The organism is Streptacidiphilus carbonis (assembly GCF_000787775.1).
Taxonomy (GTDB): domain Bacteria; phylum Actinomycetota; class Actinomycetes; order Streptomycetales; family Streptomycetaceae; genus Streptacidiphilus; species Streptacidiphilus carbonis.
The window spans coordinates 36,098-58,238 of record NZ_BBPM01000016.1; the positions used below are offsets into that span (position 1 = coordinate 36,098).

The following is a 22,141-nucleotide window of genomic DNA, read 5'->3' on the forward strand; positions in this document are numbered from 1 at the left end:
AGGGGAGGCGAGCACCATGGCCCTAATCCCTGACGAGAAGCGCGACGCGGTCCTCGCCGACATCCGGGCCGGGCAGAAAGCCCGCAACCAGATCGCCCGCGACCACGGCGTCAGCGCCGCCAGCGTCACCGGCATCGCAAAGCGGGCAGGCATCACCGACGCCTTCGACCGGTCCATGACAGAGAAAGCCACCCGCGTCAAGGTCATCGACGCCAAGGCGGCGCGGATCCAACTGTCCCTGGACCTCCTCGACGATGCCCAGCGGTTCCGCAAGCGCGCCTGGGAGCCCTACCAGGTCGTTGTCAGCACCCCGCAGCGCACCGAAATCGTCGACGTTGATCTGCCGCCGCTGCAGGAGGCCCGCGCCGCCTACAACGCGGTGGGCATCTGCGTGGACAAGAGCCTGCGCCTGGAGCAGCACGACGCCGACACCGGCGGCGTCAACGCGGTCGACGACTGGCTGCGCGGAATGCTCGGCGAGACCGGCTAACCCGTGTCCATCGCACCACTGACCGGCAAGGGCCTGGAGTCAGTGCGGCTCGCCGACGCCCGCATCAACCTGTGGGAAGGCTCGGTGCGGTCCTCCAAGACCGTGTCGAGCCTCATGCGGTGGCTCAAGTTCGTTCGCGAGGCGCCGCCCGGCAACCTCCTGATGACGGGCAAGACCGAGCGCACCCTCAAGCGCAACGTCATCGACGTACTCACGGAGTGGCTCGGCCCCTCACGCTGCAAGCTCATCGCGGGCAGCGGCGAACTGTGGCTCCTCGGCCGGCGGGTGTACGTGGCCGGCGCGAACGACGAGCGCGCCCAGGAGAAGATCCGGGGCCTGACCCTGGTGGGCGCGTATGCCGACGAGGTGTCGACGCTCCCCGAGTCGTACTGGTCGATGCTGCTCACCCGCCTGTCCGTCGACGGCGCGAAGCTCTTCGGCACCACCAACCCCGACTCGCCGGCGCACTGGCTCCTCAAGGACTACCTGCAGCGGTCCTCCACCTGGCTGGACCATTCCGGGCAGCTCCTGCGCAGCGAGGGCGAGGACCGGCTCGACCTGGCCCGGTTCTCGTTCCGCCTCGCCGACAACCCGTACCTATCCACGGCCTACATCGACGCCCTGTCCTCCGAGTTCACCGGCCTGTGGCGGAAACGGTTCATCGAGGGCCTGTGGGTCGCCGCCGAAGGCGCGATCTACGACATGTGGGACGAGCAGCGGCACGTCGTCGACATCATCCCGCCGATCTCGCAGTGGCTGTGCGCCGCGATCGACTACGGCACCAGCAACCCGCTGCACGCCGTCCTGCTGGGCCTGGGCACGGACTCGCGCCTGTACGTGGTCTCCGAGTGGAGGCACGACTCCCGCCAGGCGCACCGGCAGATGACCGACGCCGAGTACACGGAGCGGGTCCGCGAGTGGCTGCAGGAAGTACCCGTGCCTGCCAGCCGTCGCCCCGACGGGACGTGGCTGCGCGGCGTGCAACCGCGCTACATGATCGTGGACCCGTCGGCCGCCTCGTTCCGGGTGCAGCTGCACCGGGAGGGCATGAACCCGGTCGCAGGCAACAACGCGGTCCTGGACGGCATCCGAACCGTGTCGAGCCTGATGGCCGCCGGACGCCTGAAGGTCAGCCGCGACTGCCCGGCGCTCCTCGCGGAGATCCCCGGCTACGCCTGGGACGACAAAGCCGCCCGCAAGGGCGAAGACAAACCGATCAAGATGGCCGACCACGGCCTGGACGCCCTCAGGTACGCCGTGATGACCACGCGCTCCCTCTGGCACTCCTCGATCCCACTTGCCATAGCGGCGTAACGAAAGGCCGGTGACCATGACCGTGCCTATGCCGTCGATGCCGCTGCTGCAGGGAATGCCCGTCACCGACGCCCGCGCGCAGAACATGCTGCCGACTACCAACCAGCCGTGGCCGCCGGTCCGCTTCAACCCGGTCAACTACGACCAGCGCATCTGGTCCGCGTGGTGGTCCGGCAGCCCCGACGAGCTGATGCGCGCCTACTACTCGATCGGCGCGAACAGTCCGCTCGGGCGCCAGTACTTCGCCACGACCGGCGAGGCGGGCATGCCCTCCCCGCGGCCGGGGCAGTTCCGCGGCGGCCTGCTCGGCAGCATCCGCCGGTTTTTCTGGGGCCAGCCCACCCCGCCCGGGGAAAAGCGCACGAACTACCACGTGCCGATCGCAGGCGACTTGGCGTCGACCTCGGCGAGCCTGCTGTTCGCGCAGCCGCCCACGCTGAAGTGCGATCAGGACTCCGGCGCCCAGGACTACCTTTCCGAGCTGCTGGACGACGGCATGCACTCGACGCTGCTGGAGGCGGCGGAGTGCGCGTCGGCCCTCGGCGGGGTGTTCCTGCGGGTCGTGTGGGACACCGACATCGCCGACCATCCGTGGATCGACATCGTGCCGCCGGACTGCGCCGTGCCGGAGTTCCGGTACAACCGTCTGGTCGCGGTGACGTTCTGGTCGGTGATCCGCGACGAGGGCAAGGACGTTGTCCGGCACCTGGAGAAGCACATCCCGTCGCAGAACGTGATTCTGCACGGCGTCTACCAGGGCACCCAGAAGGACCTGGGGCGCCCGGTGGCGCTCACCGACTTCCCCGAGACCGCCCCGTACGCGCAGGCCATGTCCACGGGCGACGGAATCTCGTTCCCCGACGCCCCGTTCGACGCCTCCACCGTCGTGTACATCCCCAACATGCGGCCGAATCGGATCTGGCGGGACATGGGCCCCCAGGCCGCACCGCTCGGCCGCAGTGACTTCTCGGGCCTCGAAGGCATGATGGACGGCCTCGACGAGGCCTTCTCCTCCTGGATGCGGGACATCCGGTTGGGCAAGGCCAGGCTGATCGTGCCGCACTCCTACCTGGACAACATCGGCCGGGGCAAGGGCGCGGTGTTCGAGCCGGAGCGCGAGGTGTTCGTTCCGGTCGGCGGCCTCATCTCCGGCGAGGGCTCCATCGGCGACCAGATCATGCCGCAACAGTTCAACATCCGCTGGGAGGAGCACCAGCAGACCTGCCAGAGCATCATCGAGCAGATCGTCACGCAGGCCGGCTACTCCGGCCAGACCATGGGGCTCACCGGTGACATCGCGCAGACCGCGACGGAGGTCGTGGCGCGGGAGCGGAAGTCGCTGACCACCCGCGGCAAGAAGATCAACTATTGGCGGCCTGCGCTCGCGGACATCGTCTACGGCCTCATGGCCATCTCCAACTCCGAGTTCGGCCAGGCCATCACGCCCGTGCGGCCCGATGTCGACTGGCCCGACGCGGTCCTCCCGGACCAGCTCGAACTCGCGCAGACCGTCGCGGCGCTGCGCGGCGCCGAATCCGCCTCGATCGAGACCGCCGTCGCGACCGTCCACCCGGACTGGACCCCGCAGGACGTTGCCAAGGAAGTCCAGCGGATCTACCAGGAGATGGACATCAACATCCTGGCCCGCGCCAAGGTCGCCATCGGAGGCCAGCCCGGCGAGTCCGTCGCCGACGCGCTCGCGGAGATCCCAGACGCGATCGGCGCAACGGACGTCGCCCAACAGGCCGAGGCCCTGGCGAACGTGTCCGACATGTACGAGTCCCAGGACGAATCCTAGAGAGAGGACGCGGAGATGGCGGACAGCAAGAGCAAGGGCAAGCAGACCATCAAGTCGCCGGGCAAGAAGGCAGTCACCTTCAAGAAGGGCGCGCTCCACAAGCAGCTCGGCGTGCCCGCCGACAAGCCCATCCCGCCCGGGAAGATGGCCGCCGCACAGCGCGGCGACTTCGGGCCGACCGCGGCCAAGCGGGCGAACTTCGCGGCGAACGTCCTGGGGCAGGGCCAGAAGACCGCCGCCGCGAACCGCTCCAAGAAGGGCAAGTAGCCATGGCCGCGACCCCGCAGGACGCCCAGCGCCGCACCCCCGGCGCACCCGACAGCACCAAGCCCGCACATCTGGCCGCGAGCTCCGCGCGCACCCCCACGCACGCGGTCACCGGGCCCGCCGCGTGGGAGAACGGCCGCGACGCGACCTCAACGCCCGCCGGACCCCCGTCACTGCGCGGTACCGCAGCCAGCGACGCCGACCCGACGTGTCAGGTCACGCAGACCGTCGGCATGAACCCGAACCCGCCCGACGTTCGGTCGGCGTCGACTCCCGCTGACACCAACACGCCGGTGGTCGCCGGCAGCCCCACCGGCTTCACCCCGTTCATGAACCAGTACTGAGGAGAGTCGCGATGGCCAAGCAGATGCCGCCAGCCGGCCGCCCGCACAGGACTCCCGGCGCCCAGCCCCCGCCCCGTACCCCAGGCGCTACCCAGGGAACTGCGCTGGAGCGCGCCCAGCTCGCCAAGCCCGGCCTGAGCAAGGCGCCGGACGCGAAGCCCACCCCGCAGGGCGGCTCCGGGTCCTGACCGCAGGGGGTGCGATGGCCACGCCACTGCCGTCCACCTCTGGCGATGCCCGGGAAGACCACGCCCAGCAGATCGGGGCGCACGTCGGTGCCGCTGTCGCGCAGGCGGAGCTCGCCGTGATCGCGACCGTCGCCATGCTGGCCAAGCGCGTCGCCACCGGATCCCTGCTGCCGACCGTGGCACGAAAGCAACTGGCCAGGACCACCGACACCGTCCTCACGGCGGCGGTCCACCGGGCGCTCCTCGCCGACCGCCAACTGCCCGCCGATCTCGCCCCGTCGTTCGAGGCCGCCGTACAGTCCGCTGCCGTGTCGGCGCAGGACGCGCTCGCCGCCGCAACCGCATCCCCCCAGCAGCCGGCCGCGTCGGTACCCCGCATCCGCGTCGCGCAACTGGCCCTCGACGCCCTTGCCGCGCAGGGCCTGGTCGGGTTCGTCGACCGGGCCGGGCGACGCTGGAACCTCGCCGGCTACGCGGAGATGGCCACCCGCACCGCCGTCTCCAACGCGTGGGACGAGCGGCAGGCCGACGAGCTCACCCGCATCGGCGTCGACCTGGTCGTCGTAGGAACGCACAGCACCGAAGGCTCTTGCAGGCTGTGCCGCCCCTGGCTCGGCCGCAGTCTGTCGCTGACCGGTGCGACCCCGGGATTCCCAACCCTGGCCGACGCCAAGGCCACCGGGTTCAGGCACCCGAACTGCCGCTGCTCCTGGGGTACCCCGGGGATGCTCACTGCCGTGCCGAGCCCGACCGACCTGGCCCGGTCCGCCGCGGCCTACACGGCAGCGCAGCGCCAGCGGACCCTCGACCGCCGCCAACGCGCCGCACACCGGCGCATGGCGGCAGCGGTGACGCCGCAGGCCCGCACGACAGCCCGCCGTGAACTGGGCCTGATCCGCCTTGACCTCAGGCGCCGTCAGCACCCGTTCCGGGAGCGCTGACCAGACGGCGCGTCGCCCGAAGCGACGCTGCGATCTGCGGGCCCCACGCGTCTGCAACGAGTTTCCCCGCAGGCGAGAGCTCGACACGGGCGGGGATCGGCTGCCGCTGGCCATTGCAGGCCGCCAGGTGCTCCTCGGCGACCGCCAGCACCTGCAACAGATTCAGGCCGTCGATACAGGGCGCCCAGTCGCACTTCTCGAAGTCGTGGGCGAGTTCCGAGCCGCCGCCGTACGCGCCCTCGTTCGAGACCAGGAATCGCTCCATGCCGTTCGCCTGCTCACTCATGGCCCAACGGTAACCCCATAGACCACCCGCCCCGCGTGGGCGGGTTCGGCTGCCAGCCGGCCTGGCAGCCACGCACACCCCAACGCGACCCGCCCGGTGCGGGCCACGACGCCCCCGGAGGGCAGCAATGCAGCACCGAACCCTGTCGACACCGCCTGGCGTGGTACTCGGCTACCGCAGGAACGGCCAGCCCATCTACCCCATCGCGGGCGGATCCGAACCGGCCGTAGAAACACCGCCCGCCCCCGCAGCGGACCCCGCCCCGGAAGCACCGGCCGCACCCGTCGAGACCCCGCCGGCACCCCAGCCGGAGGACCCCGGCGCCGCGTCGACCGATGCGGACAAGACCGCGCGGACGATCGCCGCGATCCGCGACGACTTCAAGGGCGAGCGCGCCAAGCGGCAGGCCGCCGAACAGCAGCTCACCGCACTGCAGCAAGCCCTGGACGCCGACAAGGCCGACCGCGCGAAGCGCGACAAGGCCCTCGCCGTCGCACTCGGCCTCGCCGCCGACGAACAGCCGCCGGACCCGGCCAAGCTCGCCGCCGACCTCCAGGCCGCCCAGGAACAGGCCCGCACCGACCTCGCCCAGCGCGACACCGCGATGCGGGCACAGCAGGTCGAACTCGCGGTCCTGCGCAACGCCGCCAAGCACGGCGGCAACGGCGACGCACTCCTGGACTCCCGCACCTTCATGACCGCGGTCCAGGGACTCGACCCGGCCAGCGACGACTTTGCCGAGCGCCTCGGCGAAGCAATCAAGACCGCAGTTGAGGGCGGCACCCAGTTCAAGGCCCCCGCCGCCGAACCTGCCGCGCCGAAGCAGCCCGCCGTGGCGCGCTCCGGCGGCGAGTTCAACGGCTCCCCCGGCGGAAACCGCCAGTGGACCCTCGACGACGTCACGCGCGCCAGCGCCGACGAGGTCGTCACCGCACAGAACGCCGGGCTCCTGATCGACCTCGGCTACGCGCCTCAGAAGAAGCGCCGCTAACCCATCGCGCACGGAAGTCCCCGTGCGCCTGTGACGCAACGCCCCGGCGAGTCCGTCGGGGCATTTACATGCGCAGAAAGGGACAGACGTGTCGTTTGTCAACTTTATCCCCGCAATTTGGTCGAAGGTCATCCTGGCCGCGCTCCAGAAGAAGCTGGTCTACGGCTCCCCCATGGTCGTCAACAGCGACTACGAGGGCGAGATCAGCGGGCCCGGGAACACCGTCCACATCACCCAGTTCGGCGACCCCACCGTGTCGGACTACAAGCCCGGCGGCACCATCACCTACGAGCAGCTGTCCGACGCCGGACTGACCCTGCTCATCGACCAGGCCAAGAGCTTCTCCTTCGCCATCGACGACGTCGACCGCCGCCAGGCCGCCGGCGACATGCAGGCCTACCTGGAAAGCCGCGCCGCGTACCGCCTCGCCGACGCCGCCGACCAGTACATCGCCTCCAAGTACACCCAGGTCGCCGCAGGGAACGTCCTCGGCTCCACCGGGGCACCCCTCACCCCGCTGCCCTACGCCATCGGCGGCTCCAGCACCTGGCACCCCGCCGACTTCTACACCCAGGTCACCGAGCCGCTGAAGGTCATCCTCGACCAGAACAACGTGCCCGACGACGACCGCTACCTGATCGTGCCCCCGTGGGCCGAGAGCCTGCTCTCCCAGACCCAGGCGTTCGTGTCCGTCACCGACATGCAGGGCCAGCCCTCGGAGACGTTCCAGCGCGGCTTCATGGGCCAGGTGTCCAACTTCAACGTCCTCAAGTCCAACAACGCCCCCCAGCCCGTCGCCGGCGGCGCCGGCACCGGCGTGTGGGCCATCCAGGCCGGACACCCCATGGGCATCACGTACGGCGAGCAGATCACCGAAACGGAAGCACTTCGCCTACAGACTACGATAGCTGACGGCGTTCGTGGTCTGCACGTCTACGGCGCGAAGATGGTTCGCCCCGACGCTACGGCCGTGGCCTACGTGCAGCGCCCGACTGGCATCTGACCTGCGGCGTTGCAAGTCAGGCAGCCTCCCGACCGTGCTCTCGTCGCCGCTTTCCTGGGCTCGGCCGCGCGTTCTCGGAAATGCATTCCTGGTTTTACAGAACGCGGTATTATCAGAGGGTGGATATCCTCTGTGAGATCGACCGCTGCCCGGATCCGGCGGAGGCGCGCGGCTGGTGCCGGATGCACTACCAGCGGTGGTACCGCCACGGTGACCCGCTCGCGCTCGTGAGGGCGCCGGAGACCGGTGGCATCTACGAGATCACCGGCCCGGAAGGGTGCATCTACATCGGCTCGTCGGACAACGTCCGGCGGCGATGGAAGGCACACAAGGCTCGACTGCGGCGCCGCGACCATCACAACCGGCTCCTCCAGGCCAGTTGGGACGAGCACGGCGAAGCCGCCTTCACCTTCGCCTTGCTCGAAGAGATCGCGGATCCGGCCCAGCTGATCCCCGCAGAACAGCGCCATCTCGACACGGCCAAGGAAGCCGGCCGGGCGGTCTTCAACCTGACCTCCGACATACGGAGCCCCGCGCGGGGTCTAGTCCACACACCAGGGGCTCGCCTCAAGATGAGCGACGCCGCCAAGGCCGCCTGCCTCAAGCCGGACAACCTGGCAGGGAAGCGCCGCCGCGTGCAGGGCGACCGCAACCCGGGCAGCAAGTTGGACGAGTCGACGGTTCGGGGGATCTGCGATCGGCTTCTCGCTGGCGCGCATCCCGCCGAGTTGGCGGCTGAGGTGGGCGTTTCGGAGAGCGCGGTCTACCAGATTCGGCGCGGGCAGATCTGGACTCACGTGGTGACTCCGGAGCTGGCGGCGGCGATGAAGGCGGTTCGTCAGAACGGTTGGGCGAAGCGCGAGGTGACTGACGAGCACCGTGCCCGGTTCGCGGCGGTCGGTCGGGCCAATCGGGGGAGTGCTCCTTCGGCTGCGCGTCGTGAGCAGATCTCGCAGCAGTCGCGGGGCGCTGGGAATCCGAAGGCGAAGCTCACCGAGGAGCAGGTTGCGGCGATCAGGCGGCTGCTGGCCGCGGGGGCGCGGAACAAGGATCTGGCCGGTCAGTTCGGCGTGCATCCGAACACCATCTCGAAGATCAAGAGCGGCGTGATCTGGCCGCACGTCACCACGTAAACGGGCAGGGCTCTCTCCTGCCTTCGTCCTTAAGGCAGGAGAAGCCCTTCCATGGCTCGTACCGCACTCACTCCCGTTCAGCTGGCCTACGACGCCGGTATCGCCCAGGGTGCCACCGGCACCGTGGACGCCACGAACGGCAACGTCGTCGCGCTCAACGTTGCTGGCAGCCCGGCCACGTTCGGACCGTTCCAGGTCGTTCTGGTCGTCACCAACGCCGACACCGCCTCGCACAGCGTCATCGTGCGCGGAGCCGGCTACACCGGTGCCGCGAACGGCGCGGTCAACAGCGGCATCCCGGCTCCGGCGAACACGGTGTTCACGCAGGGAACCCTCGGGGACCTGTCCGTGGCCGTGGCCGCCAGCACCACGCAGGTCATCGGCCCGTTCACCACGGACCGCTTCATCAACACGGGCGGCGCCCTGTGGCTGGACTGGACCGCGGCGACCTCGATGTCGGTGTGGGTCTACCAGATCCCCGTGACCGTCAGCTGAGGCGCACCCATGACCGAGTTGATCCATTTCAAGGCGCCCAGTGGCCATGTCATCGCGATGACGCTCCCGCTGCACTCGACCATCGAGCAGCAGTGGGAGCACGGCGACCTGCAGCGGGTCGCCGAGGACGGCAGCCCGTGGGTCGAGGCAGTCGAAGTGGCCGAGGTGGTCGAGGGGCCCTCTGGGGCTCCGGCCGGCGACGTTGAGGCCCCGGTGCGCCCGAAGGCCGCTGCGAAGATCGCAGAGTGGCAGGAGTTCGCCGTCGCGATCGGCGCCTGCACCGCGGACGAGGCGGCAGGCCTGACGAAGGCGCAGCTCGTGGAGCTGACGACTCCGCCGGAGATGCAGCCGCCCGTCCCGGAGGTGTGACAGGTGACCGTCCCCTACAGCAGTGACCTGTACAAGGCTGTCCTGCCGGGTGGGGCGGTCACCTTCCAGGTGATGTTCGAGACGTTCTACGCGTCGGGGCTGCCGCAGGCCGTGACGGGCGTCACGATCACCATCACGGCCAACGGCAGTAGCACGCCGGTCCTGGGGCCGACGTCCGTGGGGGTTGTCGCTGCGGGCAACTCCAACTTCAGCTACGAGTGGCTTCCAGCGGCCACGGTGCCGCCGGGCGACTATGCGGTGCTGTGGTCGGCCACCGGGACGGCGGGGGCGGTCACCTACGCGCAGGCCGTGACCGTGTCGGCGTTCCCGGCGACGCTGCCCGCGCCGGGCGTTTATGCGAGCGCCGCCCAGTACCGGGACTGGTCTGCGGACATGTTCACCCCGGACGACCTTGTGACGGTCGCTCTGCGCCGTGCCACGGAGGTCATCGACCGGGTCCTGGTCGCCGCGGTGTATGCCACCGATGCGGACGGCATGCCCATCGACGCGGGTGTCGTGAACGTGTTCATGCGGGCGACGTCGGCTCAGGCGCAGTTCATCCTCGCAAACAACGACTTCGCGAACGTGAAGTCGCAGTACTCCAGCACGTCGATGGGCGGCGTCTCGCAGACGCGTGCCGCGTCGGCGCAGAACCAGATGTTCCCTCCGCTCGCACCTCAGGCCGCGGCGATCCTCCAGGTTGCCGGCGTGCTGCCGTCCGCTCCGCTGATCAACTGGTAGGTGCGCTGTGATGCAGATGGCGAACACCCGGCTGACGATCATGCGCGGTACGCAGGCGAACGCCTACGGCGACCTGTCGGACGTCGGCACCGTGCTCTACGAGCGGGTCCCGGCGGGGGTCGTGGAGTCCTCGAAGCAGGTCTTCGACCCGGCGACGCAGACTCCGCGCACGGTCCGCACCTCGACCGCAGTCGTCGCGGGATGGGTCGATGTCCTCACCTCGGACACGATCATGGACGAGTCCACGGGCAACTACTACATGATCAACGACATCCAGTTGCAGCCCACCGGCCCCACGGGCATCACCCCCGACAAGCTCCTCACGCTGCGGTGGCGCTCCGGCGTCACACCCGGCTCCGACTAGGAGGCCATCCATGGCGACCCGCGTGGAGGTCGACGACGACTGGCGCGAGAACGTCGACGCCGCCATCGAAGAGTTCTTCGAGACGCGCCTCGGTCCGGACATCGCCACCGACGCCCGCCGCTACTGCCCCGAACGCACCGGCGACCTGCGGGAATCCATCGAGAGCCACGTCGAAGGCGGCAACCTCATCGTGTCCGCGACGGGCAGCGAAGAGAAGTCCTACGCCTACTACGTGGAGATGGGCACCCACGCCCACGTGATCGAGGCGAGCAACAAGAAGGCCCTGTTCTGGGCCGGCGCTCTCCACCCTGTCCGCAGGGTCACCATCCCCGACATCGCCGCCCAGCCATTCCTTCGGCCGGCGGTCTACCAGCAACGGGGCGAGTAGTCGGGAGGAGGTGGGCCCGTGTCCACTCCTGCGGTGCCGCTTGAGGCGAACGACGAGAACGTGGCCGCTGCGTGGCTGGCGTCGATCACGGGCCTGTCGGCGGACATGGTGGGCACGGTGCTGCCGCCGGACGTCAACGCGGACGGCTCGGTGGCGTCGTGGATCGAGACGGGGTTTGTGACCGTCGCGGTCGTGGGCGGCAACCCGGACCCGATGCTGCCCGTGTCGCGCCCGGTGGTGCAGGTCGACTGCTGGGCGACGACTCCAGGCAGTAACAAGCCGCCCTGGAACCAGGCCCTAGCCCTGTCGCGCGCCGTGCTGCGGGCCACGTGGGACCGGTACCGGATCCCGCGCCCGCTGACGCCGGTCGTCAACGGCGTGGCCTACCCGCTGGCCGTGGTGCAGTCCGCGACGGTCGCCACGGCGTTCCGGCGCATGTACGACGACCAGGCCGACTACGCCCGGGTGACGGGCGACGTACAGCTGTCGTGGGTGATGGCCCACGACACCCTCCCCTGACAAGGAACTGCCCATGCCCATGGTCAAAGTGACTCTCTTCCAGGAGCCGATCGAGGTGCCCGACGACGAGGTTCCGGTGCTCCGCGCGCAGGGCCTCCTCGTTGAGGAGCCCGCCGAGACGCCCGCCAAGGCCGTCAAGGCCCAGCCCAGGAAGGACGAGCAGCAGTGACTCTTCTGTCCCTGAATGCCACGCCGCAGCCGCGGACCGGATCGGCCGCGCCGGTGAACCTCACCGCCCTGCTGGCCGCCGGAACCCTCGGATCCAACACCGGGGTGTCGTTCGTCAACACCGGCCGCGAGGTGCTGCTCGTCAACGTCACCTCCGGCGGGTCGACGTGCTCGGTCGCGATCGGCACCACCATCGAAGGCCAGGCGGTGAGTCCACTCACGCCAGTGCTGACATCGTCGGCGATCAACGCGATCGGGCCGTTCCCGGCCGACGAGAACCAGCCCGGGGGCCTGATCCAGGTCACGTTCGGCACGACCGCGAACGTGACCTGCGCCCTGCTGCAGAACACCGGCGTCCTCTAGCGGTCCCCGCAACGCCAAACCGTCGCCCGCCATGTGCGGGCTTTTTTCATGCCCGCGCCCGGCCTTGGGCGCCCTGACCCAAGGAGACGATTCCGATTTCGGTCAATGCAGGCAATCTCGTCATGGGGCCGGCGCGGCTCTATGTCGCCCCGTTCGGTTCCGCGGAGCCGCTGGACTCGGCGGTGACGCCGAACGGCACGGTCACGCCTCCGTCGTCTCCGTGGACCGATGTGGGCGGCACTGACGGCGGTACCACGTACGAGGTCGACAACACGTACACGGCGCTGCAGGTCGACCAGATCATCATGGAGGTCGGTGCGCGCCTGACGGAGATGAAGTTCTCCGTGACCACGAAGCTGAGCGAGATGACGCTGGCGAACCTGAACACGGCGCTGAACAACATCGCGACGGTGGCCACGAACTCCGGGTACTCGACGATGGACATCAACGTCGGGTCGTCAGCGTCGCAGCCCACCTATGCGGCGCTGATCATCGACGGGTGGGCGCCGATGCTGTCCACCGGCGCTCCGGCGCTGCGCCGCGTCATCGTCCGCAAGGTCCTGTCGCAGGTCAAGGCGACTCTGGCGTTCGACAAGAAGACCCAGCAGAGCATCGACTGCACTTTTCAGGCATATTTCGTCAGCAGCAGCATCGCACCGGTGCACATCGCCGACCAAACGAGCTGATTTCGCAGGTCAGTTGACCTAAGCGCATAACAAATAGGATGTGCTACGGGTAGAATTGGGCCTATGGCGAGGCCCAAAAATCCCGAGCACGAATACCTTCCCGACGGTCGCGGACGCCTCAAGGCACATGTCCGAATAGTCTGCGAGTCCTGCAGCAAAGAAGCCCTTGTCCGCGCAGACGGCAGCAAGCGCTTCTGCTCGAAGAGTTGCTCCACCACAAGGCAGCACCTCGAAGGACGCAGCAGGCAACTGCGCGGCGAGGAGCACTACGCTTGGAAGGGCTCGGACGCGAAGTACCAAGCCCTTCACCAGCGAGTGAGCCGAGCGCGAGGCCGCGCCGATCGCTGCGAATGGCGGCCATCGGTCGGCTGCGCAAGTCGCAAGTACGAGTGGTCGCACATTCATGGCACTGACACCGGAAACGTCGCGAACTATCGGTCGCTGTGCAAGACCTGCCATCAGCGATACGACGGCCAGACCGGGGCGGATCACGCGAATGCGAAGCTGACCGCCGAACAAGTAGCTGAGGTGCGAAGGAGATACGCCGCAGGAGGCGTGAGCCAGCAGGCTCTCGGCGACGAGTACGGCGTCCACCAGGCCACCATCAGCGCAGTGGTGCTGCGCCAGACGCACCGCTAGCCACACCTCGGAAGCCCGGCACTCCCCGAGTGCCGGGCTTCCGCATGTCCACCCTCACTCTCACACCCTCGGAGTATCACCCATGGCTGCACGGGTCACGGCCCCCACCAAGAAGACCGCTGCGAAGAAGGCTCCTCCCGTGGTTGCGCTGCCTGCGCGCACCGCGGCGGGGGTTCCGTTCGAGCCGCTGCGACTGTCCTCGGCGGAAGCGGAGCCGCAGGAGACCGTCGACCTGTTCGAGATCGACGACGTCATGTACTCGGTGCCGCGCAAGCCGCGCGCGAACATCGCCCTGCAGTACCTCGACGCGGCGGAGCGCCTCGGCCCGGCCGCGGCGGACCTGTTCCTGCTGCGGGCGATGCTCGGCGAGGACGGCTACACGGCGCTGAGCCACTGCGAGTCCCTCACGCAGGAGCATGTGGCGTGGGTGCTGGAGACCGTTCAGGGTCTGACGTTGGGGACGATCGAGGCCCCAAAAGCCTGATGGTCGGCAGTGACCGCTGGCATCAGTTGCGGTGGGTGGTGCACTGCCTGGACGACATCGCCTCGGACATGTCGGTGTTCCATCGCGTCGACGACATCACGGCGCTGGACGGTCCGACGCTGATGCGCCTGGCGTGGCGGCTGCCCGCCTACGAGGGCGCGATGCGGTCCCGGGTGATGGCCGAGCAGGAAGAGAACCCGTCGCCGTCACCGCAGGGTCGGGTCTCGGCGCCGCGGGGTGAGAGCCGTGAGTGGAACCCGGGAACGCAGGCCACGTTGCAGGCCGACCCGGCACTCAAGGGCATTTTCAGCTTCAACTGATCGGGCTTGCGCCCCCTGGTGTGGTCGGAGGTGACTTCCGATCCCCGAAGGTTTCCGCGTCGCAAAAGCTTGGGTGGAGGTCACTCCGGACACGGAGGGCTTCAAGGAGAAGGTCCAGGCCGCGGTCGACGAGGCGCTGGCCGGGGTGCGCGGGCGTGCCCGCGTGGACCTGGACACCGCCGCGTTCGACGCCAAGCTCGACGACGCGAAGGCGCGCCTGGACGAGTTCGGCGGCGACCGGTCCGAGGCGTCGCTGCACCTGAACAGCGAGCAGTTGTCGGCCGCGGCCGACGAGGCGCACGAGAAGCTCGACGAGCTCGACTCCCGGTCCGCGCGGCCCGATGTGGCTCTCGGGACCGATGACCTCGACGCGAAACTCGACGAGGCCCGCGAGAGGATCCAGGAGCTCGACGCCGAACACGCCCGCCCCGACGTCACCCTGAACACGGGCGAGTTCGACGCCAAACTCGACGAGGCCAGGGCCCGACTTGCCGCCCTGAACGAGGACTCCGCCTCACCGCGGGTCTACGCGCGCGACGCCCAGGGCCGCTTCGCCGGCGGGGGCAGCGGGGAGGGCGAAGGCGGCGTCGGCCGGTCCTACCTGCGGGACAGCCGCGGCCGGTTCATCGGCGCCGGCGGTCACGGCGAGGAGCCCGCCGCGGAGCCGGCAGAGGAGCGGGCCAGCCGGTTCCGTGCCCTGCTCGGCGGTGTCACCCGCCGCCTGCAGGGCGCCGGCGACCAGGGCGGCCAGTTCCTGAGCAGTGCCGGCGGCGGTGTCATGTCGTTCCTGGGCGAGCACGCCCTGGGCGCCAGCCTGACCGCGGGCGTCACCGCTCTGGCGCCGGGCATCGCCGGTGCGGGCATGGGCCTGGGTCTGCTCGGTGGCGCGGGGATCCTGGGCCTCGGCGGGATCGGCGAGGCCGTGTCGGCGGCGCACCAGGCGTCGATGAACATCGGCATGACGCCGCAGCAGAAAGCCGCGACGCAGTTCTCGAACCAGGTCGCGGTCCAGCAGGCGCAGAACCAGGTCGGCCAGGCGCACATGCAGGCCGCCCAGGACGCGATCACGTCGGCGGAGTCCATCGAGTCCGCGGAGATGAACCTCGCCTCGACGGAGCGGAACGCCGCCGAGCAGCAGGTCCAGGCGTTGCAGTCGGTGCGGCAGGCCCAGCAGGGCGTCGAGGAGGCCAACTACGGGCTGTCGGAGGCGCAGTACAACCTGACGCAGGCGTGGGAGACCGCGCGGGAGCAGATCCGGCAGCTCAACGACCAGCTCGCGGACTCGAAGCTGAACGTGCAACAGGCACAGTTGGCGATCAAGCAGGCCATCTACCAGCAGCGCCTGGTCGACCAGAACGCCTATTCGACGCTGCTGGACCGCCAGCAGGCGTCCCTGGCTGTGGCGCAGGCCCAGCAGCAGCTCACCGACGCGCAGGACCAGCAGACCGCGGCGCAGTACAAGGCGAACCTGGTCAACAAGGAGGGCGTTGCCGGGCAGCAGACCGTCATCCAGGCCAAGCAGGGCGTCACGGCGGCGCAGTACCAGCAGCTCGACGCGCAGGCGCAGTATGCGGATGCGCAGCGGCAGTTGACGCTGACGGAGCTGAACAACGCCTCGCAGGTCAAGCAGGCGCAGATGCAGTTGTCGGCGGCGCAGGAGCAGGCAGCGTTCCAGCGGCGCATGGATGCGCGGACCGTTGCGATCGCCGAGCAGAACGTGTCGAACACCATCAAGGAGCAGCAGCTCCAGTGGGCTGCGACGATGTCGACGGAGAACCAGGCCGCGCTGCTGTTCCAGAAGGACATGTCGCGCCTGACCCCGGCGGCGCGCGCGGTGGTCGAGCAGATCCTGTCGATGCGTACCGCCTTTCATGCGATGGCGGGGGTGGCGCAGAACGCGATCGCGCCGGGCGTGTCGCTGATGCTTACGGGCCTGATGGCGGGCATGCCGAAGCTGACCCAGGGTGTGGGCCAGGTCGGCAATGTGATCTCGGGGGTGTTCGCGAAGGTCGGCCGGTCGCTGCAGTCCGCGTCTGGGGCCAAGGTGTTGGACGGGCTGGTCGCCAACGGCGTCCGGTTCGCTCAGATCGTTGTGCCCGCTCTGACGGGGTTCGTGGGGGCGCTTGCGAAGGTCGGTTCGCAGAAGGGCGCGGTCGACGGGCTCGCGAACCTGATCGGCGGACTGGCCGGCGGTCTGACGAACGTCGTCACCGCGGTCGCCCCGTTCACCAGTTCCTTGTCGCTGCTGGGCACGGTCCTGGGTAAGGCCTTGGGGCCGGTCGGAACACTGCTGGGCGGTGTCGTCGGGCAGCTCGCGAAGACCCTGGCTCCGCTGCTGGTGCAGCTCCTGCCGTCCTTCCGGATGCTGGTCGGCCTGCTGGGCGCGCAGCTCACGCAGGCGCTCCAGGAGGCGGCTCCGGCGCTGGTCCAGCTGGTCACCGTGGCGGTGCAACTGCTGCCCGCGGTGACGCCGCTGGTCAGCATCTTCGGCTCCGGGCTGGCGGGCGCGCTGCGGGTGGTGAGCGCTGTCCTGCAGGGCCTGAACACCTTCCTGGCCGCGAACATCAGCTGGGTGCGCCCGCTGGCGTCGATCGTGCTGGGGATCATCGCCGCGATGAAGATCTGGACGATCGTGCAGGGCGCGTTCAACCTGGTCATGGACGCCAATCCGATCTCGATCGTGGCACTGGCGATCGCGGCCCTGGTCGGCGGAGTGGTCTACGCCTACGGGCACTTCACGTGGTTCCGCCAGGGCGTGCAGGCCGCGTTCTCCGCGATCTCGGCTGAGGCGCTGTTCCTGTGGCACAACGTGTTCGACCCCATGTGGCACGGCATCGAAGCGGGGGCGTCCTGGCTGTACAACAACGGGATCAAGCTGTACTTCGAGATGATCCGCCAGGAGTTCACGGTCCTGGAGTCCGTGGCCCTGTGGATGTGGCACAACGTCTTCGATCCGCTGTGGCACGGGATCGTGGCCGGCGCGTCCGGGTTCGTTTCGATGTTCAAGACGATCTGGTCGTCCCTGGAGACCACGTTCAAGACGCCCGTAAACTTCTTGATCAACACCGTCTACAAGGGTGGCATCGAGGCCCTGTGGAACAAGGTCGTCGGCGCCGTGGGCCTGAGCAGCCTCAACCTGCCTGACATCACGCCCCTGGCCGCCGGCGGTGTTCTTCCCGGGTACGCGCCGGGGCGCGACTCCGTCCCCGCGGTGCTGTCGCCGGGTGAAGGCGTCCTGGTGCCCGAGGCGGTCCGGGCCATCGGCCCGGGTACCGTCAACGCCCTCAACGCGAAGTACGGCGGCGGACGCGGGTCCGGCGGCGGCCACTACTCCGGCGGCGGTATCGCTGGTCTGGCCGGGTCGATCTGGCACGGCGTCACCTCGGCGGCGAGCAAGGCCGTCGACATGGCGAAGATCACTGCTGCACTGGCGACGGGCAACACCACGGCGCTCAGCAACGCGCTGACTGCCCTGGTGGGCACCAATGCGGTCGGCAACTACGCCAAGATGATGCTCGGGGTGCCGACGACGCTGATCGGCCACCTGACCAAGGCCATCGTGTCGATGTTCACCGGCAGCAGTGGCGGCTCCGGCGGCACGTCCACCCCGTCCACGCCATCTGGAACCGTTGCACAGTGGTTCCAGCAGGCCGTCCAGCTCACCGGTGTGGGGGCCGGGTGGCTGCCGGACCTGGAGACGATCGGGCACTACGAGTCGGGCGACAACCCCAACGCGATCAACAACACCGACTCCAACGCCATGGCCGGGGATCCGTCCCGCGGCGTCATGCAGACGATCATGTCGACGTTCCAGGCCTACCACCAGGCCGGAACCAGCAGCAACATCTTCGACCCGGTCGCGAACATCGCGGCGGCGATCAACTACATCAAGTCGCGATACGGGACGGTCGGCAACGTGCCCGGCATCCGCTCCCTCGCCTCCGGGGGCAGCTACGTCGGGTACGACTCCGGCGGCTGGCTCATGCCGGATTCGATGCCCGTCAACCATCTCGGGAAGCCCGAGGCGGTCCTCACCCCGCAGGAGTCCGCGGCGTTCGTCGCCATCGTGCGCCAGCTCACCTCCCAGGGTGTCGGGGCCAGCGGGCTGGGACGAGGGGTCAACGTCGTACAGAATTTCAATGGCACGATGTGGCCCAATCCCGAACAGCAGGCCGCAATGCGTCGTGACCTTGCACTCGCATTGGGTGGGGCCTGACCCTCCCGGCGCCGTGGCCGCCCTCGTTTCCCTGACCGTGATCCATGGGTGAGACGGAGGTGATCGCTTGTCCGGCGCGGTCGCGGGCCAGCCGTACGTGCTCTACCTCAACTTCTACAACGAGGAGTCAGGAACCCTCACCGACCCCACCAACGTCACCCTCGACATCACGTACGGCTCCGAGATCGGATTCGTGCCCGACACGGCGGGCCCGTTCACCTACCAGGGGGCGTCCAGTCCGACGCCGGGCCAGGTGTGGCGCACGGGGGTGGGCCAGTACGCGTGCACGTGGTACATCCCCGCCAGCACCGCGCAGGGCGTCTACGTCGCGAACTGGACGTGCCCGTACGGCCCCGATGTGTTCCTCGGCGTCGAAAACTTCCCCGTCGCGGGAGGCTTCCAGCCGTCCGCCCCGGCGCGCGACACCGGCTACTGGACCGGCGGCCTGATCTACGGCGCCGCGGGGCTCGACATCGAGTTCGGGCAGGTCGACGCGAACGGCATCTGCTGGCTATGGCAGAAGCTGGAGGGCTGGGACGGCCCGGACGTGCAGGGCGCCGGGGTCATCGCCCGCTCGGGCGACCACGGCGCGTGGGCGTCCCCGCAGTACTACGCGGCCCGCCAGTTGACGCTGACGGTCACCGCGTCGGCGCCCACCCAGGCGCTGCGGGACACCGCCCGGGCGCTGCTGCAGCAGGCGGTGCCGATCTCCGACCTGGCGAAACTGCGCTACGACGAGCCGGTCCCGAAGTTCGCGTGGGTACGGCGCTCCGGCAAGGTCACCGAGGCGTACCCGACATTGGGTGATGTCACGTTCACGATCGGCCTGGTGGCGCCCGACCCGCGCAAGTACGCGGTGACGCAGCGCTCTCTGGCTATCGGCCTGACTCCGGCCGGTGTCGGCGGCGGCATGATCGAGCCGTTCACCGTCCCGTTCACCCTGCAAGCCGCCGCCGCACCCGGCGCCGCAACAGCCACCAACGGCGGGAACTTCCAGACCCCGGCGGTGGCCGTGATGACGGGGCCGGTGGTCGCGCCGACGCTGTCGAACACCACCACCGGGCAGACCGTGTCCTGGTCCACCCTGTCGCTCGCCGCAGGGCAGGTCCTGGTCGTGGACTTCCTGAACAAACAGGGATACGTCAACCCGACCATGACGTCCACCAGCCCCGGCATTCCCTCCACCGGCGGCACGTACTGGCCCGCCGACGCCGCGTCCAGCTGGTGGCAACTGGCACCGGGCAGCAACCAGGTGCAGTTCGGCGGCATCGCCGCCAGCGGAGCCACCGTCACGTACTACTGGGCCGATTCGTGGGTCTGAAAAGAGGACTGCTGCTGTGACGACCTCGGTGACCACGAGCCTGCCGCTGTGGCTCACAGGCTGCACGTACGACGCCAACGGCGGCAACGACCTCCGCAACTCCGGCGTCAGCGCCTACTTCTACGACCAGGGCATCGTCACGGGCACCAGCATCGGGCTGCTCGCCGGCGTGGTGGGCGGCGCCGGCCTGCAGGCGACGGCGGGGACCGGTATGACGGTGCTGGTGCAGCCGGGTTCGTTCGTGGTGCCGAACTCGGCGACGCCGACGGCCGGGGGTTATGCGTCGACGCTGTCCACGCAGGCGACGCTGACGGTGCAGACGGCGGATCCGTCGAATCCGCGGATCGACATTGTGGTGGCGAACGTTGTCGACAACGGCAACAGCACTTCGTTCGGGCAGGTGCAGATCCTCACGGGGACTGCGGCGCCGTCGCCTTCCGCGCCGGGTGCACCGGCGAACTCCCTGATCCTGGCTCAGTTGTCGGTGCCTGCGGGGACGAGTTCGATGACCGGTGGCCTGGTCACGGACAAGCGAAGTTTCACGACGACGACTGGCGGGGTGCTGGTCGCGCCGAAGGGCTCGGCGACGGGCTACGTAGGTCAGGTCGCGTACGACGGTGCGAGCGGGTCGTTCTACCACAACACGAACGTGGGCGGTGCGCAGCAGCTCAAGGTGCTGCCGTGGCCGCCGCAGACCCTGTTCAAGACGTCGCCGACGATTTCGACGAGCGGCTCGGTCGTCACGGTGCTGTCGACGACGATCACCGTGGACGGCAGCACCGACATTTCGATCTACGTGAAGGCCACCGGCCTGGCCATGCTGGCCAGTCACGGCGAGTTCGGCGCGAACCTGCAGGCCATGGTCGACGGCAGCCTGATAGACCAGATGGTGGTGCTGAACACGGCCTCGGACGGGGTGGTGCGCGGCGGCGGCTCGTTCACCGCCTACACCTCGGCGTCGCAGGGCACGACACCGTCGGCGGGCACGCACACCGTGTCCTTCAAGTTGCAGGGCATCGACTCGTCGGGGGTCCAGGTGACCCTGTATGCGTCCAGCGGGTCGCCGTCGGTGATGCGGGTCTCCCCGGTCGTGCTCTGATGGCCACGTACACGTATGTGGCCACCGACCTGGTGTCGGGCCGGGTCCTCGCGGACTCGCTGCCGCTGACGGTGCAGTCGTTCGGGATGCAGCTCAACGGCAACGGGTCCCTGTCGGGGTCGCTGGCCCTCAACGAGCTGTACTCCGTGAACGGCCCGGCGGTCGCCGCCCTGGAGTGCCGCCGCTGCGTCCTGTGGGTGCTGCAGGACGGCTACCCGGTGTGGGCCGGGGTGGTGTGGGACTGGCCGGACATGTCCCGCCAGTCGGGGACGCTGCCGATCAGCGCGCAGACCCTGGACAGCATCTGGTCACACCGCCTGATCACGGACACGCTGGAGTATCCACAGGTCGACCTGTTTCAGGCGTTCATCGACCTGGTGCGCTACGGCATGAGCAAACAGTCGTCGTACATCGAGGTGGGGGTGTCACCGCCGGCGACCCGCAACGCCGCCTACCTCGCGCTCGTTGCTGCGACCGGCGGTGTGGCGCGCCTGGTGGTGCCGTCGGGTCCGGCGGCGTTCTCGGGGATTCCGTGGACGGCGTCGTACACCTATTCGGATCTCACGCAGGTCTCCAGTACGTGGCAGGACATGTGCGCGTCGGGGAACCTGGAGTACGCGTTCGTGCCCGGCCTGGACTCCACGGGCAACCTGGCGGTGTTCCTGCGGCTGGCGTACTTGCAGATGGGTCGCACCGCCGCCGCGTCGGGCTACACACTGACGTATCCGGGCAACGTCCTGGACTACGGCTACCAGCGCACCGGATCGCAGAGCAGCAACCTGGTGTGGGCGACCGCCCCACCGAACGGCGGACCCCTGCAGTGGCAGTCGCAGTACCCGCACGGCGCGGACCTGCCGGATTTGGACGCCGGGTATCCGCTGATGGAGTCGACGGTGACGTGGCAGGGCTCGGTGGTGCGGTCGCAGGCGCAGGTCGACGCGTTCGCCGACGGGCAGGTCGTGCTGCGGTCGCAGGCGATGACGCTGCCGACGATCAACGTGGGTGGCGGCGGTCATCCGATGCTGCGCGACATTGTGCTGGGCGACACCACGACCCTGATGGCGACGTCGCCGTTGCATCCGCCGCGGTCCGACGGTTCGCCCGGGTTGCAGCAGCAGGTGCGGGTTGTGGGCTGGACCTGCTATCCGCCGGGCCCTCAGCAGTCTGAGTACACCCAGTTGTCGACGAGCGCCGCGATTGTCGGCTAGGGGGCA

The 22,141-nt window shown here is 69.0% G+C and carries 27 protein-coding genes; 26 read left to right on the forward strand and 1 reads right to left on the reverse strand.

What is annotated here, in order from left to right; genetic code table 11:
- Nucleotides 1-16 precede the first annotated feature (16 nt).
- Genes TR46_RS14880 through TR46_RS14905 form a run of 7 tightly spaced genes read left to right on the forward strand, consistent with a single transcriptional unit; the run spans nt 17 to nt 5,342 of the window.
- Nucleotides 17-490, forward strand: coding sequence for a hypothetical protein (locus TR46_RS14880; protein ID WP_042400173.1), 474 nt, complete (start codon nt 17-19; stop codon nt 488-490).
- Between the two features lie 3 nt (nt 491-493).
- Nucleotides 494-1,804: a PBSX family phage terminase large subunit gene (locus TR46_RS14885; RefSeq protein ID WP_042400174.1), complete on the forward strand. Its 1,311-nt coding sequence runs from the start codon at nt 494-496 to the stop codon at nt 1,802-1,804.
- 16 nt (nt 1,805-1,820) lie between these two features.
- On the forward strand, nt 1,821-3,602 hold the full coding sequence (locus TR46_RS14890) for a phage portal protein (RefSeq protein ID WP_152626478.1): 1,782 nt from the start codon (nt 1,821-1,823) through the stop codon (nt 3,600-3,602).
- Nucleotides 3,603-3,617: 15 nt separating this feature from the next.
- Nucleotides 3,618-3,869: a hypothetical protein gene (locus tag TR46_RS14895; protein WP_042400176.1), complete on the forward strand. Its 252-nt coding sequence runs from the start codon at nt 3,618-3,620 to the stop codon at nt 3,867-3,869.
- Between the two features lie 2 nt (nt 3,870-3,871).
- Complete coding sequence (locus TR46_RS14900; protein ID WP_042400178.1) at nt 3,872-4,213, forward strand: hypothetical protein; 342 nt, start codon at nt 3,872-3,874, stop codon at nt 4,211-4,213.
- Nucleotides 4,214-4,224: 11 nt separating this feature from the next.
- Complete coding sequence (locus TR46_RS42300) at nt 4,225-4,401, forward strand: hypothetical protein (RefSeq protein ID WP_161790132.1); 177 nt, start codon at nt 4,225-4,227, stop codon at nt 4,399-4,401.
- A gap of 14 nt (nt 4,402-4,415) precedes the next feature.
- Entirely contained in the window at nt 4,416-5,342 is a 927-nt protein-coding gene (locus TR46_RS14905; RefSeq protein WP_042400179.1) for a phage minor capsid protein, read from the forward strand.
- Here TR46_RS14905 and TR46_RS14910 read toward each other — a convergent pair.
- Nucleotides 5,308-5,628: a hypothetical protein gene (locus TR46_RS14910; RefSeq protein WP_152626479.1), complete on the reverse strand. Its 321-nt coding sequence runs from the start codon at nt 5,626-5,628 to the stop codon at nt 5,308-5,310. The two genes, TR46_RS14905 and TR46_RS14910, sit on opposite strands and share 35 nt — an antisense overlap.
- 127 nt (nt 5,629-5,755) lie before the next feature.
- Here TR46_RS14910 and TR46_RS42305 point away from each other — a divergent pair, with 127 nt between their 5' ends.
- From TR46_RS42305 to TR46_RS15000, 19 genes are all read left to right on the forward strand, one after another.
- Entirely contained in the window at nt 5,756-6,619 is an 864-nt protein-coding gene (locus TR46_RS42305; RefSeq protein ID WP_052432815.1) for a hypothetical protein, read from the forward strand.
- Between the two features lie 88 nt (nt 6,620-6,707).
- A complete protein-coding gene (locus TR46_RS14920) occupies nt 6,708-7,622 on the forward strand; it encodes a major capsid protein (protein ID WP_042400184.1) in 915 nt (304 codons plus the stop codon).
- Between the two features lie 119 nt (nt 7,623-7,741).
- Entirely contained in the window at nt 7,742-8,755 is a 1,014-nt protein-coding gene (locus TR46_RS37935; protein WP_161790133.1) for a GIY-YIG nuclease family protein, read from the forward strand.
- A 51-nt stretch (nt 8,756-8,806) separates the two neighbouring features.
- Complete coding sequence (locus TR46_RS14930; RefSeq protein WP_042400187.1) at nt 8,807-9,250, forward strand: hypothetical protein; 444 nt, start codon at nt 8,807-8,809, stop codon at nt 9,248-9,250.
- A gap of 9 nt (nt 9,251-9,259) precedes the next feature.
- The gene (locus tag TR46_RS14935; RefSeq protein WP_042400190.1) at nt 9,260-9,619 is read left to right on the forward strand and encodes a hypothetical protein; all 360 of its coding nucleotides are present in this window, start codon (nt 9,260-9,262) and stop codon (nt 9,617-9,619) included.
- 3 nt (nt 9,620-9,622) lie between these two features.
- Nucleotides 9,623-10,360, forward strand: a complete 738-nt coding sequence (locus TR46_RS14940) for a hypothetical protein (RefSeq protein ID WP_042400193.1) — start codon at nt 9,623-9,625, stop codon at nt 10,358-10,360.
- Nucleotides 10,361-10,370: 10 nt separating this feature from the next.
- Nucleotides 10,371-10,724, forward strand: a complete 354-nt coding sequence (locus tag TR46_RS14945; RefSeq protein WP_042400195.1) for a hypothetical protein — start codon at nt 10,371-10,373, stop codon at nt 10,722-10,724.
- Nucleotides 10,725-10,734: 10 nt separating this feature from the next.
- Nucleotides 10,735-11,112, forward strand: a complete 378-nt coding sequence (locus TR46_RS14950; RefSeq protein ID WP_052432817.1) for a hypothetical protein — start codon at nt 10,735-10,737, stop codon at nt 11,110-11,112.
- An 18-nt stretch (nt 11,113-11,130) separates the two neighbouring features.
- Nucleotides 11,131-11,631, forward strand: a complete 501-nt coding sequence (locus TR46_RS14955) for a hypothetical protein (protein WP_152626484.1) — start codon at nt 11,131-11,133, stop codon at nt 11,629-11,631.
- Nucleotides 11,632-11,644: 13 nt separating this feature from the next.
- On the forward strand, nt 11,645-11,800 hold the full coding sequence (locus TR46_RS42310; protein WP_161790134.1) for a hypothetical protein: 156 nt from the start codon (nt 11,645-11,647) through the stop codon (nt 11,798-11,800).
- Nucleotides 11,797-12,162 (forward strand): hypothetical protein, encoded by a 366-nt coding sequence (locus tag TR46_RS14960; protein WP_042400202.1) that lies wholly within the window; start codon nt 11,797-11,799, stop codon nt 12,160-12,162. Before TR46_RS42310 ends, TR46_RS14960 begins: the two co-directional genes overlap by 4 nt.
- Nucleotides 12,163-12,344: 182 nt before the next feature.
- Nucleotides 12,345-12,848, forward strand: a complete 504-nt coding sequence (locus TR46_RS14965) for a hypothetical protein (protein ID WP_236655338.1) — start codon at nt 12,345-12,347, stop codon at nt 12,846-12,848.
- A gap of 63 nt (nt 12,849-12,911) precedes the next feature.
- Nucleotides 12,912-13,487 carry a helix-turn-helix domain-containing protein gene (locus TR46_RS43650; RefSeq protein WP_201776406.1) on the forward strand — a complete coding sequence of 192 codons (576 nt, stop codon included), beginning with the start codon at nt 12,912-12,914 and terminating at the stop codon, nt 13,485-13,487.
- Between the two features lie 82 nt (nt 13,488-13,569).
- Complete coding sequence (locus TR46_RS14975) at nt 13,570-13,971, forward strand: hypothetical protein (RefSeq protein ID WP_042400212.1); 402 nt, start codon at nt 13,570-13,572, stop codon at nt 13,969-13,971.
- Nucleotides 13,971-14,291 (forward strand): hypothetical protein, encoded by a 321-nt coding sequence (locus TR46_RS14980; RefSeq protein ID WP_042400215.1) that lies wholly within the window; start codon nt 13,971-13,973, stop codon nt 14,289-14,291. Before TR46_RS14975 ends, TR46_RS14980 begins: the two co-directional genes overlap by 1 nt.
- Nucleotides 14,292-14,364: 73 nt before the next feature.
- Entirely contained in the window at nt 14,365-18,507 is a 4,143-nt protein-coding gene (locus tag TR46_RS14985) for a transglycosylase SLT domain-containing protein (protein ID WP_042400218.1), read from the forward strand.
- A gap of 67 nt (nt 18,508-18,574) precedes the next feature.
- Nucleotides 18,575-19,828 carry a phage distal tail protein gene (locus TR46_RS37940; RefSeq protein WP_052432819.1) on the forward strand — a complete coding sequence of 418 codons (1,254 nt, stop codon included), beginning with the start codon at nt 18,575-18,577 and terminating at the stop codon, nt 19,826-19,828.
- Between the two features lie 16 nt (nt 19,829-19,844).
- On the forward strand, nt 19,845-20,927 hold the full coding sequence (locus TR46_RS14995; protein ID WP_042400221.1) for a hypothetical protein: 1,083 nt from the start codon (nt 19,845-19,847) through the stop codon (nt 20,925-20,927).
- A gap of 17 nt (nt 20,928-20,944) precedes the next feature.
- Nucleotides 20,945-22,135 carry a hypothetical protein gene (locus TR46_RS15000; RefSeq protein ID WP_152626486.1) on the forward strand — a complete coding sequence of 397 codons (1,191 nt, stop codon included), beginning with the start codon at nt 20,945-20,947 and terminating at the stop codon, nt 22,133-22,135.
- Nucleotides 22,136-22,141 lie beyond the last annotated feature (6 nt).